The sequence below is a fragment of the Streptomyces sp. GDS52 genome (assembly GCF_052246875.1).
GTDB classification, from domain to species: domain Bacteria; phylum Actinomycetota; class Actinomycetes; order Streptomycetales; family Streptomycetaceae; genus Streptomyces; species Streptomyces cathayae.
Map to the genome: position 1 here is coordinate 70617 of NZ_CM125966.1, position 17499 is coordinate 88115.

Here is a 17499-nt window from a genome sequence, read left to right on the forward strand (position 1 = left end):
CGCGTCCGGGCTCGCCTTGGCGAGTTCACCCGTTCACCGCACTCCGCGGAGCGCCTCCGAGGGCTCCCCAGCCTCTAGGGTCGCTCGCATGGGGCTCGTCCGACGGAGTCCGCAGCCGGGTGCGGATCGCAGCGAGTGGTCACGGCGTGGATACGTCTCAGCGGTCTGGTATCTGCGGGTCGTCGCCTTCATCAACTTCCTCGGCGCCGTGTGGGTGTCCTTCGGGAACGACATCCGGCGGCACAACGACGACGAGTTCTTCACGCCCTACCTACTGACCGCCGGGTTCTTCTCCGGCGCACTCTCCGTGTTTCTGGCGATCACCATGCGGCGGCGCAAACGCGCCGCCTGGATCCTCAATCTCGCCCTGGCCGGGCTGACGCTGGTGCTGACGGCCCTGGCCCTGGGGCTGCCGGTGTACCGGCAGCACATCCAGAACTGGCTCGCGGTCCTGCTGACCGCGTTCTTCGTCGCCGCCCTGATCGCCGGGCGGCGGGAGTTCTACGCGAAGGGCGACCGCGCCAACTCGAAACTGGCGGCGGCGGTCGGCGCGGTCGGGCTGGTGGTGGGGTCGTTGCTCGCCGCCACGATGGTCACCGTGAGCAACACCGACCCGGACCCCGGGCGCTCCGGCTTCCTGGAGCGCTGGCACTACGGCGTGCTCCGCATGTTCTCGCTCGCCTACGACGACATCCACTTCGAGGGCATCACCACCCCCGGCTGGGCCAATGTGCTCATCAACCTGATGAGCACAGCACTGATCCTGCTGGTCCTGTACGCGGCCTTCAGATCCTGCCGCGCCGTCGACCCGCAGACCCAGGCGGACCAGCAAAAGCTCCGCGCGCTGCTGGAGCGTCACGGCGACCGGGACTCCCTCGGCTACTTCGCCCTGCGCCGCGACAAGAGCGTCGTCTGGTCGCCCTCGGGCAAGTCGGCCGTCACCTACCGAGTGGTCGGCGGGGTCTCGCTCGCGTCCGGTGATCCGATCGGCGACCCGGAGGCGTGGCCGGGAGTGATCGACCGCTGGCTGGCCCAGGCCCGTGAACACGGATGGACCCCGGCCGTGATCGGGGCGAGCGAGGAGGGCGGCACCGTCTATGCCCGGCACGGATTGAACGCCCTGGAGCTGGGCGACGAGGCGGTTGTCGACATCGGCGAGTTCACTACGGAAGGCCGTGCCATGCGGAGTGTCCGTCAGGCACACCACCGGGTCGAGCGCGCCGGGTACACCGTCCGTATCCGCCGTCACGAGGACATGCCACCGGACGAGATGGCCGAGATGATCGAATTGGCCGACGACTGGCGTGACGGAGCGACGGAGCGCGGATTCTCCATGGCGCTGGGCCGTCTCGGTGATCCGCAGGACGGCCGCTGCGTCATACTGGTCTGCCGTGATGCCGTCGGACGGTCACGTGCCCTGCTGAGTTTCGTCCCCTGGGGAGCCGAAGGGCTCTCCCTGGATCTGATGCGGCGTGACCGGAACGCGGACAACGGCCTGTTCGAGTTCATGGTGCTGGAGTTGATCCAGCGTGCGGGCGACCTCGGCGTGACCCAGGTCTCGCTGAACTTCGCGATGTTCCGCGCGGTCTTCGAACGCGGCTCCCGGCTCGGCGCGGGCCCGGTGCTGCGGCTGTGGCGCTCACTGCTGACCTTCTTCTCCCGCTGGTGGCAGATCGAGTCGCTGTACCGCGCCAACGCCAAGTACCGGCCCATCTGGGAGCCCCGTTTCCTGCTGTACGACCAGAGCACCGACCTGCTGCGCATCGGTATCGCGAGCGCCCGCGCCGAGGGCTTTCTGGAGGCGCCCGGTCTGCCGAAGTGGCTGCACCGCGGGCGTCTGGAGACCCCCCGTTGAGCAAGGCGGCCTCTTTCGCCCGGCGGGAGTGGAGCCCGCTGTACAGGACCGTGCGGGCGGCAGTGGCGGCTCGGGGAGGGCGGGCCGTCCCGCTGACGCTCGCCTCGGTCTCTCTGATCGCGCTCTTCCAGCTCGTCCAGAATCAGAGTCGGGGCCATGGCTTCGTCCGGGCCCAGGATCCTCTCTGGCTCGCCCTCCTCCGTACTCCGCTCTCGCTCTTCGTACCCGCGCTCGACCTGCCCGTCTGGGGCTCGCTGGCACAGGTCCTGCTGGTGTTCGGCATCGCGGAGATCGTTCTGGGGCGGCCGGGGACCCTCGTCGTCGCCTATGTCTGCACCCTCGCCGGGACGCTCTACGCGCGGCTCGGGATCACGCTCGGCCCCGGGGACGTCCTCGGGCTGCCGGCCTCGGACGCGCAGGTCGTCGACACCGGGCCGTCGGCGGCGGTCGCCGGGCTCACGGTGTGCGTCTGCGTCAGTACAAGGGCCTGGTCCACCGGGGCGTCGGTGATCGTGGCGATGGTCGTCGAGGTGATCGCCGGACCCGGCCTGGCAAGCAGAGAGCATCTGGCGGCGATCGGGGCGGCGATCGCACTCTGCTCGCTCGTGGCCCTGCGCCGGCGTCGGCGCGCGTCCGGCGTCGGTGGCGGTGGCGGTGGTGGTGGTGGCGAAAGCAAAGGCGGTGCAGGCCGGTCCGGGGCTCCGCCCGTGGGGACCTGAATCCCCTACCGCCCGCGCCGGGCCGGCCGAACAGGGAGAATCGCAAGCCCTACGCCTGCCGGGGCTCCGTTCGGTGCACGTTCTGCGGTGCACGTTCTGCGCTCCGGCGATCGTGCTCGGCCATGTGCTGCTGGGCGTCTCGGCGCTGCTCGGGCTGAACCCGAGGGCCCCGCGCCTGGACTGGCGCTCCGCGCAGTGGCTGCCGGCGTATCTGGTGGGCCTGGGTCTGATCTCCTGGCAAGACGGCTGCTGCGGCGGCGGACCGGTCTCGTCGGTGCCCTGCGGCGCGACCGGAGCGCTGCCCCTGTGGGAAGACATGGCGATCACCGCGGTGTTCAGTCTGCTGATCTACTTCTGGGCGCAGTCGGTGCGGCTCCCGGACGAGGAGATCCAGGAGTACATCGGGTCGGCCGACGCACTGCCCGGTCGCCCACCTGAACCGCGCACGGTCCCGGTGTTCCCGTACGGGTGTGCCCCGCGTGGTCGTCGGCCCTGCACCGGCTCTTCGCCACGCCCTGGCCTACAGTCCTTCCCGTGTCCTTGGGGATGGTGTGCGCACTCGCTTCGGCCTGCTGCTTCGGCACGGCCTCCGTCCTCCAGGCCATCGCCGCACGTGCCGTGGACACCGGTTCCGGCTCCGGTGTCGACCCGATGCTGCTGGTGCGCGCTCTGCGCCAGTGGCGTTATGCCGCCGGTCTCGCTCTCGACGGCCTCGGGTTCCTTCTCCAGATCATCGCCTTGCGGTCGATTCCCCTCTACGCGGTGAGCGCCTCTCTCGCCGCCAGCCTCGCGGTCACCGCCGTGATCGCCGCCTGGCTCCTCGACGCCCGGCTGACCATCGCCGAATGGGCCTCGGTGGCCACCGTCTGCGTGGGGCTGGCGATGATCGCCCTCGCCTCCGGACCGGAGGGAAACCGTGCCGGACCGGCCGCACTGCGCTGGTCCCTGCTCTGTGCCGTCCTCGTCGTACTCCTGGTCGGCGCGCTCGCCGGGCGGCTTGCAGACAGGCCGCGCGCTGCTGCTGGGTCTCGGCGCGGGCACGGGCTTCGGCGTGGTCGAGGTCGCGGTCCGGCTGATCGATTCCCTCGCGGTTCCCCGAATCTTCGGCAACCCCGCCCTCTACGCACTGCTGCTCGGCGGGGCGGCGGGGTTTCTTCTGCTCACCTCGGCGTTGCAGCGCGGCTCGGTGACCGTGGCGACAGCGGGCATGGTCCTGGCGGAAACGGCCGGGCCCGCCGTGGTGGGCGTCGTCTGGCTGGGCGACCGGCCCCGCGACGGCCTCCAGTGGCCGGCCGTCGCGGGATTCGTGGCGGCAGTGGTGGGAGCACTGGTCCTGACGCGATTCGGCGGCGCGGCGGCCGAGGGTCCGAGACGGCCCTGAACCGCCGTCGTGAAACCGTGGGGCGGGAGGTGGCCGGGCCCTCAGCCGCCCCAGCGCCAGTAGAGTTCGGGCCGGGACCGGGCGCCGCAGTCGGAGAGCTTCAGCTCGGGGCTCTGCCGGTCGTGGTCATCCCAGTGGGCGGGGAGTTCGCGGTCGTCCTGGTAAAGGCAGCGGTCCGCACTCCCGGAGATCCGCCAGGCCGTGCGTTTCCAGGTCGCGCTCCGCCATGGTTCACGGTTCCACTGCTGGCTCCGGCGACCGGGCTCGCACCGTGTGAGTCCGACCGCCGGTGCGAGCGCGGTCAGGCAGGAGCCGCGGTCGTCGCGGGGCCTGATCGTGCCGTCGTGACCCATGTCCCACTTCTGCGCGGCTGATCCATCGCAGCCGCGGATGTCGACCGCCCCGGCGTTCGGTGTCCCGGTGCCGGCGTGGAGGCACTGTGCCGGATTCCTTCCGGCGGAGTATGTGGTCCGCCCGATGTCCCCGAGGATCTCCCCCGCGCGTGGAGCCCGGTGGATCTGCTCGTACCGGCGGTGGATCCACAGGCTCCAGTCCTTCCGGAGCGGGCCCCTGAAGGGCGCGGCGTTCGCGCAGGTCCCGGTGGCGCGGCACTCCCGGTTGGCAAGGTACCAACGCGCCACCTCGTCCTTCTCCGCCGACTCACCAGGGGTGAGATTCGGCTTGAGCGGAGACATGGTGTAGCCGAGGTAGGACGACACGGGAAGCCCGAGCTCGTAGCCCACCCTGCGGAAGTACCGGGCGCCGACGCCGTGGTCGCTGTGATCGACGCCGCCGCCGAGGCCGAAGGCGAACGACGCGTTGTCGTGGTCCATCGTCAGGATGCGCGCCGCCCCGCTGAGGCGGACCAGTGCGGTCATCACCGCGAGCAGCCGGTCCTCCGTGTAGCTCTCGGCGCCCTGAAACGGCTCGATGCTCTTTCTGCTCCCGTCGAACAGCCTGAGCAGACTGTTCGGCTCCTGGCCGCGCGGGAGGCCGTCGTGGAGGTCCAGGAAGGTCAGCCGCACATCGGTGTCCCGGGCCTTGTCCGCGAGCCGGTAGGACCTGACCCGGACGCCGTCCGCCCGCACATCCGCCCGTTCCCAGCGGTTGGCCGCCTCCGCCATCTCCGCGTAGGCCGCCCGTACCCCGTACTCCCTGCGGTCCACGTACTCCAGCGCCTCGTCCCGGTTCTTCTTGCCGTCGTCGCCGGCGGTCAGATAGACCGTGTCGACCGGGCATCCGGCGCGGATGGTCTGTCTGATCTCCGGATTCAGAAAGAACAGGTCGTCATCAGGATGCGCCACGCCGACCAGGGTGCGCCGGCACTGCCCCGGGTCCTTCGCGTGCGCGGCCGGACGGGACGGCCCGGCCGTCGTGCCCACCCCGGGAGCGGAATCGGGCGTAGCCGTGCAGGCAGGGCCCAGCAGGGCGCAGACGACCAGTGCCGCCGCAGTCGCCGGTGTACGGGAGGAACAACCCGGGGGACGCTTTCTCCAGCCCACCAAGGGCTCCTTTCGCGGCAGCGGATCTCCTGACGGAGGATCTTCCAGCGGACGGAGCGGAAGCAACCGACACACCGACGAGCAGCCCGGAGGCTTGCGCCGGAACTCCGGACACCCCGCTCCCCCATCGCCTTCCCGGTGTCCCCGCAAAGGGCACCGGGCCTCCGGAGTCGGCATGACTTTCCCTCTCCCCCTGCCGAATGCAGGGCACTGTCCGTTCGGATCGCACTCGATCACCGTCCAGCGCTCCGGGGGTGTCCCCGTCGCCGGTCAGTGCGAAGTCGAGGCAGCCGAAGACCATGCCGAAGGCGGCGGCCATCTCCTGGCAGGTCGACGGGTCTTGACCGAGCCGGGCCCGGTCCGCGAGCGCGGTGATAATGCGCCGGCAGTCCACCGACAGCACCGACCAGGCCTGCCCCGGGCGCCAGACCGGTACCTGCGACTTCGCCTTCGCCGCATCCCGAGGCGCCGAACGAGCCTCCGCGTCCGGCGGATCCGCGACGGCCTCCGCCCCGGCGGTGCCGTCGCCCTCCGGAGCCAGCACCGTGCCGACCCGTCTGCGGGCGATCACCCACTCCTGCCGTTCCAGCTCGGCCGCGGCCAACTCGGCCTGGACACGGTCGGTCTCCTCCCGCAGTCCGTCCACGCGACGGCGAGCGGCGAACTCGTGCTCTTCCAGCAGTCCGACGACCGACGGCATCCACAACCTCCCCAAGCAGTGACCACCCGACAGGCCACCACTCCCACGGAAGCACCGCCCCTATCCCCGACCAGCGGAAACGCAACGATCATGCCCGGAAGGACAACAGCTTCTCACCAGTTCGTCGCTCAACCGGTCGTCCACGGCCTTGTCCCGCCGCGGCCTCTGCAGACCCGACGGCCTGGCGCTCGGTCGTGATCGGGAGTTTCACCGAACGTCTTACCGTCCCGCGCCCGGCGCGTCGACCAGCGAGCGGACGGAGGCGAACCTCTGCCGGTTACGTGAAGGAGAACACCAACCTGCACCGCACCCTCGCCCTCTGCGAGGAGGCCATCGGACAGCTCGTCCTGGAAAACTCCGCGGTGCGCCGGCGGGCTGTCGTCGTCCCGCTGCCCACCCACGCCCGCCCGGCCCCGGCGATCGCAGGACCGGGCTGCGTCCGTCGGAGCGGCAGCGAGAGGCCGCGTGGACCGGGTCCTGGCCGTGTGTGCGGGCAGCCGGGAGGCAGGTCACCGAGGCGCAGTGGCGGGTATCGAACTCCCGCCCTACGCTTGATCGGGAAGCGCCCGCTCAGCAGGACTGCCCCGCGTGGCCGTGCCCGGGCGGCAAGGGTCCGGTGCGGGCTGTCCTCTACAACGCATCCCGTTTCTGACCGGCGAAGTCTCGCCTCACCCGGTTCGCCGTGTCCCCGGAGGTTGGCGCGCCCATGCCCGGCCGCCCTTCTGAGGAGCAGATATGAAGGTCGCAGTGGTAGGGGTGGGCGCGGTCGGGTCGGCAACCGCTCTGTCCCTGGTCGAACGTGGCGGAAGTTGCCGGGAGATCGTCCTGGTCGACCGCGACACCGCCCGCGCCGACGGCGTCGCCAGCGATCTGCGCTATGCGGCGCCGCTGTCACCCACGGTCGACGTACGCTCCGGCGGCTACGAAGACCTGGCCGGCGCCGCGATCGTCGTGATCACTGCCGGTGTCAACGAGAAGACCGGTGGCGCCACCGACCGGTCCGACCCCAAAGGGCGCCTGCGACTGCTGGAGACCAATGCCAAGGTCTTCGCGGAGATCGTTCCGCAGGCGGTCGCGGTCGCGCCCGAGGCGGTGCTGATGGTCGTCACCGACCCACCGGACCCGCTGGCCGACCTCGCCCGGCATGTGGCAGGACACAACCGGGTGTTCTCGACCGGGACCGTGATCGACAGCCTGCGCTTCCGCGTCCAGTTGGCCGACCGCCTGAGGGTTCGGCCGCGTGACGTGCAGGCCCTGGTGGTGGGCGAACACGGGACGTCCGAGGTGCTGTTGTGGTCCTCGGCGACCGTTGGCGGCATCCCCGTCGCCGACCTGCTGGGCCGGGACGGGCGCTCCGTCGAGGACATCCGCAAGGAGGTCGAGCGCGACATCCGCTACGCGAACATCACCATCATCGAGGGCACCGGCGCGAGTCAGTACGGCATCGGCGCTGTCTCCGCCCGCCTCGTCGAGGCTGTTCTGCGCGATGAACGTGCGGTGCTGCCCGTCGCCGCCTACTCCTCTCGGCACGAAGTCACGCTGTCCCTGTCGAGCGTTCTCGGCGCCGGTGGCGTACAGCAGATGCACGAGCCCGTGATGACTCCTGAAGAGCATCAGGCCCTGGCCGAGAGTGTCAGGGTCCTGCGTGCAGCCGCTGATCGGGCCCTTTCCATCGGGACGACCTGAGCGGCAACGCGCCAGATCCCGCCGGTTGTTCAGATCCCGCCGGTTGCGTCGCCCAACAGGGAACTGCTGCACCGCTCTTCGACCAAGATCCGGACCGTTCCCGGACCGGTGAGCTGCTCCGGGCGCCGAGCTGCACTCCGTGCACTGGCCGGCGATGCGCCGTCGCCGTACCACCGGCAGACGAAGAACCCATTGGTGGCGCTCGGGCAGCACTTCTCTGACTGGATCAGGGAAAGCAGCGTTCACCAGCGGGCATCCACGGCCCCCGAGCCTTGTCGACTCTCCACAGGGCGACAGGGCACGTGCCGAGTTCCCGCACCGGCATCCGGCCCAGCCGCCCGCCGGGTCGGCATTCGTCCGGCCGGCACCGAGTCCGCAAAGGCCACCGCGCGCGAGGGAGCTGCGAGAAGAGTGTCTCAACCGCAGCTGACGAGGCGTCAGTGAAGTCAGCATCAGGTCGGCAAGAGTCCTGCCACAGCTGCTCACGGACGGCCACACCGGGGAGCCGCCTGCCATCCCGGCTCCGGTTCGCACTCCGCTCAGCCGTCCTTCCGCGAGCGGCCGGAAAGCGGGAGGCAGCACCCGACCACCTCCCGCCCACCAGCAGGGCGAATGCTAGGGCACAGGGGGTTGATTCCTGCCAGATTCCCGGTGTTCCCGTAACTCTTGGCGGTGTGTGGGTAGCGTCTGCGGTCATCACTCGGCCGGAGTGTGAGGCCGGCCGGGGTCGTCCAGAACTGAGGGAGCGGGTACTGATGCTGACTGTGGAGACGTCTCTGAAGGAGGCGATGACCTCGATCGAGGGGAGTGTGGCGGCCGCGCTGGTCGACTACACCAGCGGCATGGCGTTGGGAACGCTGGGCGGGAGCAAGGACCTCGATCTGACGGTGGCCGCGGCGGGGAACACCGACGTGATCCGGGCGAAAGTCCGCACGATGGAGATGCTGGGCCTCAAGGACGACATCGAGGATGTGCTGATCACCCTCGGCAGCCAGTACCACCTCCTCCGGCTGATCAGGGGCCGCGGAGGCAACGGCCTGTTCCTGTACCTCATCCTGGACAAGGGCAGGGCGAACCTGGCCATGGCCCGACACCAGCTCAGGCGCATCGAGGCGGAACTGGAGCTGTAGCCGTCCCCATGTTTCCCGGCTCCGCATGCCCACAAGTTGAAAAAGTCTTCAACTCAGCACATCTGAATGTGATCAAGCCAGGGCAGGCCGGGCCGGGAGACGGAAGGATGGCTGGAGCTGGGCACCGAAAATCCAGCAGGTCCAGCTGCCGGCCCTGGAATGGCCGAACCGTGGGTTGGGAGTGTTGTCGCATGCAGGTGCCGCTGTACCAGGCCAAGGCGGAGTTCTTCCGTATGCTCGGGCATCCCGTCCGGATCCGTGTACTGGAGCTGCTCCAACACGGTCCTGTACCCGTACGCGAACTCCTGAGCGTGATCGAGATCGAACCATCGAACCTCTCCCAGCAACTCGCGGTACTGAGACGGTCCGGCATCGTGATCTCCATCCGTGACGGCTCCACCGTCAGCTACGCCCTCGCCGGCGGCGACGTGGCGGAACTCCTGCGCGCCGCACGGCGTATCCTCACCGAACTCCTGGCCGGACAGAATGAACTCCTCGCCGAACTCCGGCACACCGAAAGCTCGGCACAGACGGGGTCTTCGGCTTTCCCCCCTCCGGGGAGATGACCTCTGGCCGCTGGGGCGTTGAATGTGTGGATGCCTTCAGAGCGGACGGATCCGGAACGGCTGGGTGGTCGAGACGACCATGGTTGGGCCTCGTCCCGGCCGCCGGCCGTTACGGAGGCCGGCGAGTTGCGCATCGAGCAGATCGTCGCGGCGGTTCAGGCTGATCATCACCCGGCGCACCGGAGCTTGCCGGCGCGGCTCGCCCGGGTTACCGATGTCGCGGTGCTCCTGCGACCGCGCCGGCGCCTCTACGAGGACGTCCCCGGCTGGCCGGGTTCAGGGCCTGGGCCGGCCCCCCTACGTTCCGGAATCCGGTCCACTCGCATGAGTGCACAGCCGGATCTCCAGTTGGCCTGATCCCGCCTGATCCGCTCAGCTGGGCCGCGAAACATTCGGTGAGGGTGGGGAGATGGGGGTGTGAGGTTCCCCTCCTGCTGTAAAAACCGTGACCGGAGGGACAGTTGGGGGTCATGGCATCCAGGAAGCACTCTACGACGCCGAGTTCCGCGAGGGAGCGGTACGGATCGTGACGGAGACCGGGAAGCCGATTCCGGAGGTGGCCGAGGACCTGGGCATCCACCCGGGGACGTTGCGCAGCTGGGTGCCGCGGGCCCGGCACAACGGCTCACCGTCCCCGGACCGGCCGGTGGCCGGTCCATCGCCCGGCGGTCGTCTGCGGGAGAGCGAGCGCGCTGAGCTGGAGCGGCGCTGAGCTGGAGCGGCTGCGGGCCGAGGCCGGGGAGAAGGACAAGCGCATCCGCGAGCTGGAAATGGAGCGTGATGTGTACAAGCGATTCGTGGCCTTGTGGGTGAAGCAGCTGAGGCGGACCCGGCCGTCGCGGTCGGAGTGATCAGCAACTGCAAGGTCGAGCAGAAGATTCCGTACCGCACCGCCTGCCGGGCGTTGGGGGTGTCCGAGTCGTGGTTCTACAAGCGGCGGGATCGTCCGCCGACAGCGCGTGAGGTACGCCGCCGGCAACTGGCCGAGGAGATCGAGGAGATCGAGGAGATCTTCCACGACTCGGGTGGCACCCACGGCTCGCCGAAGGTGTTCATCCAGCTGATGCGCAGAGGTTGGCAAGTGCCGGTGAACACCGTCGCGAAGGTCATGGCCGAACTCGGGCCGGCCGGACGGAAGGTGCGTCGCCGCCGGTCGCCGGCGAGGCCGGGCAAGCGGCCGGCCGCAGCGGACTTCGTACGCCGGGACTTCACCGCCGGGGAGCCCGATCCCGTCCGGGCGGACGATCTCACCGAGATCGAAGCCGGCGAGGGCACGTTGTACCTGGCGACGGTCGTCGACCTGTTCTCCCGCCGCCTGCTCGGCTACGCAATGGCCGCCCGTCATGACGCCGACCTGGTCGTCGCGCCCCTGAACATGGCCGTGGCCACCCGCGGCGGCGACGTGCGCGGCGTGATCACGCCCACGGACAGGGGCAGCGAGTACTGCTCGCGGCGATTCAGGCGAGCCTGCCGCAAGCTCGGCCTCGTCCAGTCCATGGGCAGAGTCGGGTCCTGCTTCGACAACGCCGTGAGCAAGGCGGTCAACAGCGTGCTGAAGGGCGAGTACGTCCACCGCCACTCCTTCCGCACCCGCACCGAGGCCCGCGTCAAGATCGCCACCTGGATCACCGACTTCTACGACGCCAGGCGGCTGCACAGCGTGTGCGGGTTCAAGAGCCCGATCGACTGCGAACGCGAGTACCGGGCCGCCCTCGCCGAGGGACTGGCCGCATGGATCGTCTCCACGCTGCGAGGGGATTGACATCTCCACAGCTCACTGCATCGAATCGTGTTTTCGGACGGGACAGGCCTGTGAGAACGGTCGATACGGACACGGCTGGGGCCGTAAGATCAAGTGATCTCATGGGGGTGGTCATGCTCAGGCGGCGTACGGGCCCACCGACGCTCGAGGAGGTGGCCGCGCTCGCCGGCGTGGGGCGGAGCACCGTTTCCCGCGTCATCAACAACGCGGCGGGAGTGAAGGACACGACGCGAGGCGCCGTGCAGCGCGCCATCGCGGAACTGGGGTACGTCCCCAACCTGGCGGCCCGTACGCTGGCGGGCCGGCGTGCCGACGCGGTCGCGCTGGTCATGACGGAGCCGGACTGGCGGCAGTTCGGTGAACCCTTCTTCTCGGAGATCGTGCGGTCCGTCGGTGACGCGCTGACCGAGACCGAGGTGCAGTTGCTGCTCACCCTGGTGCGCACGGACGCCGAGCGGCAGCGTCTCGTGGAGTACGCGCGCGGCGGCCGGGTCGACGGCGTCATGCTGATGTCCGTGCACGCCGAGGACGCGCTGCCCGACATGCTGGCCGAAGTGGGCGTGCCCACCGTCCTGCTGGGGCGGCGCTCCGGGGACGAGAGTGTGACCTACGTCGACGCCGACAACGTCGGCGGGGCCCGCAGCGCCGTGGCGCATCTGCTGGACACCGGCCGCCGCGCGGTCGCGACCATCACCGGACCGTCCGGCATGTACGTGGCCCAGTGCCGGCTGCGCGGCTACCGGGAGGCACTGGAGCGGGCGGGCGCCGAGGGCAGGGCGTCCTGGACCGTCGAGGGCGACTTCTCCGCGGACAGCGGGCACCGCGCGATGGCCGAACTCATCGAGCGCGCCCCGGAGATCGACGGGGTGTTCGCCGCGTCGGACACCATGGCCGCGGGCGCGCTGGGCGCCCTGCGCGCGGCGGGGCGGCGGGTGCCGGACGACGTCGCGGTGATCGGTTTCGACGACTTTCCGCTCGCACAGCACACCGATCCGAAGCTGTCGACGGTGCGTCAGCCGCTGGAGGAGATCGGGCGCACGATGGTGCGGCTGCTCCTGGAGGAGATGGAGGAGTCGGCGGTGGCCTGGCGGCACGTCATCCTCCGCACGGAGCTGGTGCTGCGCGGATCCGCCTGACGACCCACTGCCCCGACCCACCGGGCACACCCCCGGTGCACGTCGAATGTTTCGGGAGCGCTCCCGGCGTTCGGAGTTCGAGTGGATCACCTCTCCGACCAGCGCCTTCGAAACGCATTCGACGGGTTGCCGCGCACAGGGTTGTCAGGGACATGGACGCCTTCTACAGTCCCCTTCCGGAACGTACTGGGAGCGCTCCCACCCCTGGGGAGACGGGAGCGCTCCCGCCGGTAACCCCGCACCCCCTCCCGGAGAGGTCCCCCACATGCCACGGTTACGGCATCACCCCCGCACGCTGCGCACCGCGTCGGCCGCGCTCCTCACCGCTCTCGCCGCGCTCGCGGCGCTGCTGACCGCGACCGCGCCGGCCCAGGCCGACACCACGGTCTGCGAACAGTACGGATCAACCGTCATCCAGGGGCGCTACGTCGTCCAGAACAACCGCTGGGGCACCAGCGCCCCCCAGTGCGTCACCGCCACGGGCACCGGCTTCCGGGTCGCCCAGGCCGACGGCTCGGTGCCGACCAACGGCGCGCCGAAGTCCTACCCGTCGGTCTTCAACGGCTGCCACTACACCAACTGCTCGCCGGGCACGGCCTTCCCTGCGCGCATCAGCGGCATCGCGAACGCCCCCACCAGCATCTCGTACGGCTACGTCGACAACGCCGTGTACAACGCCTCGTACGACATCTGGCTGGACCCGACGCCCCGGACCGACGGGGTGAACCGGACCGAGATCATGATCTGGTTCAACAAGGTGGGGCAGATCCAGCCGATCGGCTCGCAGGTCGGCACGGCCACCGTGGCCGGGCGCACCTGGCAGGTGTGGTCCGGCGGCAACGGCACCAACGACGTGCTGTCGTTCGTCGCGCCGTCGGCGATCAGCAGCTGGAGCTTCGACGTGATGGACTTCGTCCGGGAGACCGTCGCGCGCGGACTGGCGCGCAACGACTGGTACCTGACGAGCATCCAGGCCGGTTTCGAGCCCTGGCAGAACGGCGCGGGACTCGCCGTGCACTCGTTCTCGTCCACCGTCAACACGGGCGGCGGCTCGAATCCGGGGGACCCCGGCGCCCCGGCCGCCTGCACGGTGTCGTACGCCACGAACGTCTGGCCGGGCGGCTTCACCGCGAACGTCACCGTCACCAACAACGGCCCGGCCGCCGTCGAGGGCTGGCAGCTCGCCTTCACCCTGCCCTCCGGGCAGAGCATCGTCCACGCCTGGAACGCGTCCGTCACCCCCTCCTCGGGCGCGGTCACGGCGACCGCACCGGTAGGTAACACGCGGATCGCCGCCGGGGGAAGCCAGAGCTTCGGCTTCCAGGGCAGCTACAGCGACGCCTTCGCACGGCCCGACGCCTTCCGGCTGAACGGCACCGCCTGCCGGACCGCGTGAGGCGCATGGCGAGCCGCGCCCCGCCGTGCCCCCTCGCTCCGGAGGCCGCTCTTCCCTCCCTGCGCCGACGGGGCGCGCCCCGGCCGGACCGCACCGCGAACGGCCGCGCCGAGGACCGGTGCCGACGCACCGGCCGCCCGGCCGGTCCCGCTTCCGCCGCGGGACGGTCCCTCCAAGCCCCCCGCCCGTCCGGTTGGCACCCTCCCCGGCCGGGCGGGGGTTCCACACCTCCACCGCTCATGAAGAACTCAGCATCAGGACAGGAGACTCCATGGCTCTGAGAAGCAGACTGGTCTCTCTGGCAGCGGTACTGGCGACCCTCCTCGGAGGGCTCGGTCTCAGTTTCCTCTGGCAGAAGGACGCGCAGGCGCACGGCGTGGCGATGATGCCCGGTTCGCGCACCTACCTCTGTCAGCTGGACGCCACCACCGGCACCGGCGCACTCGACCCGACCAACCCCGCCTGCCGGGCCGCGCTGAACCAGAGCGGCGCCTCGGCCCTGTACAACTGGTTCGCCGTCCTGGACTCCCGGGCTGCCGGGCGCGGCCCGGGCTATGTGCCGGACGGTACGCTGTGCAGTGCCGGCGACCGGTCGCCGTACGACTTCTCCGCCTACAACGCGGCCCGCTCCGACTGGCCCCGGACGCATCTGACGTCCGGAGCGACGATCAAGGCGCAGTACAGCAACTGGGCTGCGCACCCGGGTGACTTCCGGGTCTACATCACCAAGCCCGGCTGGTCGCCCACGTCCCAGCTGGGCTGGAACGACCTGGAGCTGATCCAGACCGTCACCGACCCGCCCCAGCAGGGCTCCCCGGGTACCAACGGGGGCCACTACTACTGGAACCTGAAGCTGCCCTCCGGCCGCTCCGGTGACGCGCTGATCTTCATGCAGTGGGTGCGTTCGGACAGCCAGGAGAACTTCTTCTCCTGCTCCGACGTCGTCTTCGACGGGGGCAACGGCGAGGTGACCGGCATCCGGGGCTCGGGCAGCACGCCGCCCCCGGACCCGGACCCGACCGACCCGCCCCACACGGGTGAGTGCATGGCCGTCTACAACGTGGTGAACTCCTGGAACGGCGGTTTCCAGGGCTCCGTCGAGGTGATGAACCACGGGACCTCGCCGCTCAACGGCTGGGCCGTGCAGTGGAAGCCCGGTCCCGGGACCACGATCGGCAGTGCCTGGAACGGCTCCCTCACCACCGGATCCGACGGCACGGTGACGGTACGGAACGTCGCTCACAATCGGGTGATCGATCCCGACGGAAGTGTGACGTTCGGCTTCACAGCCACGTCGTCGGGCAACAACTTCCCGGTGGGCACGATCGGTTGTGTGAATCCGTAGCGACCGCCCCGGCCAGGTGCGCCGCTTCGCCCCGCCTCCACCGCGGGGCGGAGCGGCGCACCCTTGCTCCCGTGTTCAGGCGGAATCCGTCCGGGCCGGCTCCCGGACCGGTGCGGGGACAGGGTGCGCGGCCTCGCGGTCGGCTCGGTGCAGGGGCATCAGTACCACGAGGCCGACGACCGCGACGAGGACGAGGAAGCCGCCGAGCACGGCCGCACCGGTCACCGGACCGGCCATCAGTCCGTGCGCGGTCACGACGGCGCCGAGGGCCGGTGCCCCGATGCCCTGGGCGGGCGTTGTCACGTTAGCGACGCGTCCCCCACGGACACCTCCTCCGACGTGATCGACCCGACGGTCATCCCACCCGGTCAGCCAACGTGACAGTGCCCCTCTGAGCGGTGCCGGCCGATGCCGGGCTGGAGGTCGTCCTCAGCGGCATCCGGATGTCCCGGACGAACTCCCTCATGGAACGGTGGATCCAGACCTGACGGCGAGAGCTGCTGGACCACACCTTGGTCTGGAACCAGCGTCACCTGCTCCACGCCCTACGCGAGGTTGCCGACGGCCGGGAAGGACCAGGGCGGCGCGATACGCCCCGGTGGGCTGACGGTGCCGAGGATTCTCCATGGCCGCTGAGTGCCGGAGTCGTGCGACGAGACGGTGGGGAGCCCGCTACCGTGCGGCTGCCGCGCGATCGGGTGTGTTCACACCAGGAGCGCAGGGAGCCCCGTCGGGGCAGGGTGACCAAACGGGTCCCCTGCCCCGACGGAGCTCGGTCGGCCGGGCGGCGGGTTACCGGCGCCCGGCCGAGGCCGGTGCCGTGTGCGGCGCTCTCCGGCTCAGCCGAAGTTCACGTCGCTGCACCACATGTAGGCCTGGTCGAGGTGCGAGGCCTGCCAGATCACGAACAGGACGTGGTGTCCGGTGTAGCCGGAGGTGTTGACGTTGAACCTGATGTCCTGCGCCGGGGCGAAGCTGCCGGTCTGCGTGATGAAGTCAAGGTTGCCCCAGCCCAGGTTCTGGGCCTTGGGGTTGAATCCCTGCTTGCTCACGTAGACCCTGAAGTAGTCGGCACCGTGGGACGCCTGGTCGTGCAGCTGGACCGTGAAGTTGTTGCTGACGTTGGTCGTCTTCCACTGCCCGGGCTTGTTCAGGCTGTCGTTCCTCGAGAGGTTGTTGCTGCAGAGCGTCCCGTCGGGGGTCCGCGCCTGGAACTGGCCACCGAGGCCGTCGCGGAGCGCGCTCATCCAGTTCCACATGGTGTCCGGGTTGGCCTGGAACGCCTGATAACACATGGGGTCTTCGGTCTGCATGGCCGGGCTCGTGTGGTTGCTGCCCCACGTCTTCCAGCACTGGTACGCGCGGGAGGCGGGGTTGACGATGGTGCCGTGAGCTTGGGCGGGGGCCGACCAGGCCAGTGCGCCGACAACCACGGCGAACACCATGACGAGCGCCTGGAGAGGCCGACGGAGGGACGACCACGAACGCCCGGTTAACGGACTCTTTGTGCGCATGTGGGGGGAACTCCTTCCAGTTGCAAGACTGTTATGGGAGCGCTCCCAACGGTACGACTTCTGAGTGAAATGTCAATGAAGCACGTGGTGTTGATTGCAGGGGTGGGCGGCGAGCAGGGAATCTTCCGTGAGCCGGGAGTCAGAACCGTTCCCGGGACCGGAAAACGAGGATGCGGCCTGGACTGGTGTGCGGGGCGATGCCAGGGAGGGGCGTTCGCGGCATGACAACGGGACCTGGTTCTGGCGTGAGAAGCCGTATCTCAACCGAACGTGATTCGCTTACTTCTGCCGGTCAGGCATGGTTTCGCTCGGAGTGAGGGAGGCATGCGGCGTCTCGTGTCTGCTTCAGGCAGCTTGGTGCGCCACCGCCGGTGCCCGTCCACGTTCTGCCAGCCCCTCGCACGCATCTCCGCCGCGCGCTCGGGCGTCTGCTCGTGGTCCCGGTCCTGGATGGCGACGTGGAACTCGCGGTTCGTCTCCGACGGCTCGAAGGCCACGATCATGGTGCGTCCCCAGTCCCGTGACGCCCAGAGCTTGAAGCCCACCCAGTCGCCGGGAGCCTGGACGGGCATGTGCTCCGCCCAGGAGGCGAGCATCCCCGCCGGTCGCTCCTCGGCCGCCGCCCAGTGGAAGGCCGGGCAGCGGGACCTGAGGGCGGCCTCGGTGGGGCACCTGGACCCACTGCTGGGTAGCCAACGGATGAGTACTTCGACCACAGGTGGTCGAAGCCTTCATTCAGACCATGGAAGGCAACGGCGCCGGTCTGGCCACGCAGCCCAAGACGGCACCGACCACCCCACCGTGCCG

At 69.8% G+C, this 17499-nt stretch carries 15 protein-coding genes and 3 pseudogenes; 12 read left to right on the forward strand and 6 right to left on the reverse strand.

Features of this window, described 5'->3' with window-relative positions; all coding sequences use genetic code 11:
* Window positions 1–88: 88 nt before the first annotated feature.
* From ACTWJ9_RS00320 to ACTWJ9_RS00330, 3 genes and pseudogenes are all read left to right on the forward strand, one after another.
* Window positions 89–1855: a phosphatidylglycerol lysyltransferase domain-containing protein gene (locus ACTWJ9_RS00320; protein ID WP_279331969.1), complete on the forward strand. Its 1767-nt coding sequence runs from the start codon at window positions 89–91 to the stop codon at window positions 1853–1855.
* Window positions 1852–2574, forward strand: coding sequence for a hypothetical protein (locus ACTWJ9_RS00325; RefSeq protein ID WP_387038578.1), 723 nt, complete (start codon window positions 1852–1854; stop codon window positions 2572–2574). Before ACTWJ9_RS00320 ends, ACTWJ9_RS00325 begins: the two co-directional genes overlap by 4 nt.
* 546 nt (window positions 2575–3120) lie before the next feature.
* Window positions 3121–3955, forward strand: a pseudogene (locus ACTWJ9_RS00330) (hypothetical protein).
* 41 nt (window positions 3956–3996) lie between these two features.
* Here ACTWJ9_RS00330 and ACTWJ9_RS00335 read toward each other — a convergent pair.
* Both ACTWJ9_RS00335 and ACTWJ9_RS00340 read right to left on the reverse strand, forming a co-directional pair.
* Window positions 3997–5337, reverse strand: a complete 1341-nt coding sequence (locus ACTWJ9_RS00335; protein WP_443295013.1) for a ricin-type beta-trefoil lectin domain protein — start codon at window positions 5335–5337, stop codon at window positions 3997–3999.
* A gap of 418 nt (window positions 5338–5755) precedes the next feature.
* Window positions 5756–6157, reverse strand: a pseudogene (locus tag ACTWJ9_RS00340) (hypothetical protein); the annotation flags it as partial.
* Between the two features lie 735 nt (window positions 6158–6892).
* Between ACTWJ9_RS00340 and ACTWJ9_RS00345 the strand changes: the two are divergent.
* The 3 genes from ACTWJ9_RS00345 to ACTWJ9_RS00355 all read left to right on the forward strand — a co-directional run bounded on the left by ACTWJ9_RS00345 (window position 6893) and on the right by ACTWJ9_RS00355 (window position 9539).
* Window positions 6893–7843, forward strand: a complete 951-nt coding sequence (locus ACTWJ9_RS00345) for a lactate/malate family dehydrogenase (protein ID WP_279331972.1) — start codon at window positions 6893–6895, stop codon at window positions 7841–7843.
* Window positions 7844–8598: 755 nt separating this feature from the next.
* Entirely contained in the window at window positions 8599–8973 is a 375-nt protein-coding gene (locus ACTWJ9_RS00350; RefSeq protein ID WP_279331974.1) for a hypothetical protein, read from the forward strand.
* A 191-nt stretch (window positions 8974–9164) separates the two neighbouring features.
* A complete protein-coding gene (locus ACTWJ9_RS00355) occupies window positions 9165–9539 on the forward strand; it encodes an ArsR/SmtB family transcription factor (RefSeq protein WP_202282751.1) in 375 nt (124 codons plus the stop codon).
* Window positions 9540–9575: 36 nt separating this feature from the next.
* Here ACTWJ9_RS00355 and ACTWJ9_RS00360 read toward each other — a convergent pair whose 3' ends face one another.
* On the reverse strand, window positions 9576–9707 hold the full coding sequence (locus ACTWJ9_RS00360) for a hypothetical protein (protein ID WP_387038572.1): 132 nt from the start codon (window positions 9705–9707) through the stop codon (window positions 9576–9578).
* 358 nt (window positions 9708–10065) lie between these two features.
* Here ACTWJ9_RS00360 and ACTWJ9_RS00365 point away from each other — a divergent pair, with 358 nt between their 5' ends.
* From ACTWJ9_RS00365 to ACTWJ9_RS00385, 5 genes are all read left to right on the forward strand, one after another.
* Window positions 10066–10251, forward strand: a complete 186-nt coding sequence (locus ACTWJ9_RS00365; RefSeq protein ID WP_279331977.1) for a transposase — start codon at window positions 10066–10068, stop codon at window positions 10249–10251.
* A 93-nt stretch (window positions 10252–10344) separates the two neighbouring features.
* On the forward strand, window positions 10345–11301 hold the full coding sequence (locus tag ACTWJ9_RS00370; protein WP_279331978.1) for an IS3 family transposase: 957 nt from the start codon (window positions 10345–10347) through the stop codon (window positions 11299–11301).
* A 113-nt stretch (window positions 11302–11414) separates the two neighbouring features.
* Complete coding sequence (locus ACTWJ9_RS00375; RefSeq protein WP_279337823.1) at window positions 11415–12437, forward strand: LacI family DNA-binding transcriptional regulator; 1023 nt, start codon at window positions 11415–11417, stop codon at window positions 12435–12437.
* A gap of 265 nt (window positions 12438–12702) precedes the next feature.
* Complete coding sequence (locus ACTWJ9_RS00380; protein WP_279331979.1) at window positions 12703–13833, forward strand: GH12 family glycosyl hydrolase domain-containing protein; 1131 nt, start codon at window positions 12703–12705, stop codon at window positions 13831–13833.
* 271 nt (window positions 13834–14104) lie between these two features.
* On the forward strand, window positions 14105–15178 hold the full coding sequence (locus ACTWJ9_RS00385; RefSeq protein WP_279331981.1) for a lytic polysaccharide monooxygenase auxiliary activity family 9 protein: 1074 nt from the start codon (window positions 14105–14107) through the stop codon (window positions 15176–15178).
* Between the two features lie 75 nt (window positions 15179–15253).
* On the opposite strand, the gene ACTWJ9_RS00390 is transcribed toward ACTWJ9_RS00385, so the two are convergent.
* Entirely contained in the window at window positions 15254–15481 is a 228-nt protein-coding gene (locus ACTWJ9_RS00390) for a hypothetical protein (protein WP_279331982.1), read from the reverse strand.
* 92 nt (window positions 15482–15573) lie between these two features.
* Here ACTWJ9_RS00390 and ACTWJ9_RS00395 point away from each other — a divergent pair.
* Window positions 15574–15732 (forward strand): annotated as a pseudogene (locus ACTWJ9_RS00395) (integrase core domain-containing protein); the annotation flags it as partial.
* A 285-nt stretch (window positions 15733–16017) separates the two neighbouring features.
* On the opposite strand, the gene ACTWJ9_RS00400 reads toward ACTWJ9_RS00395, so the two are convergent.
* On the reverse strand, window positions 16018–16623 hold the full coding sequence (locus ACTWJ9_RS00400) for a lytic polysaccharide monooxygenase auxiliary activity family 9 protein (protein ID WP_279331984.1): 606 nt from the start codon (window positions 16621–16623) through the stop codon (window positions 16018–16020).
* 329 nt (window positions 16624–16952) lie between these two features.
* Window positions 16953–17288 (reverse strand): hypothetical protein, encoded by a 336-nt coding sequence (locus tag ACTWJ9_RS00405; protein WP_279331985.1) that lies wholly within the window; start codon window positions 17286–17288, stop codon window positions 16953–16955.
* Window positions 17289–17499: the final 211 nt, after the last annotated feature.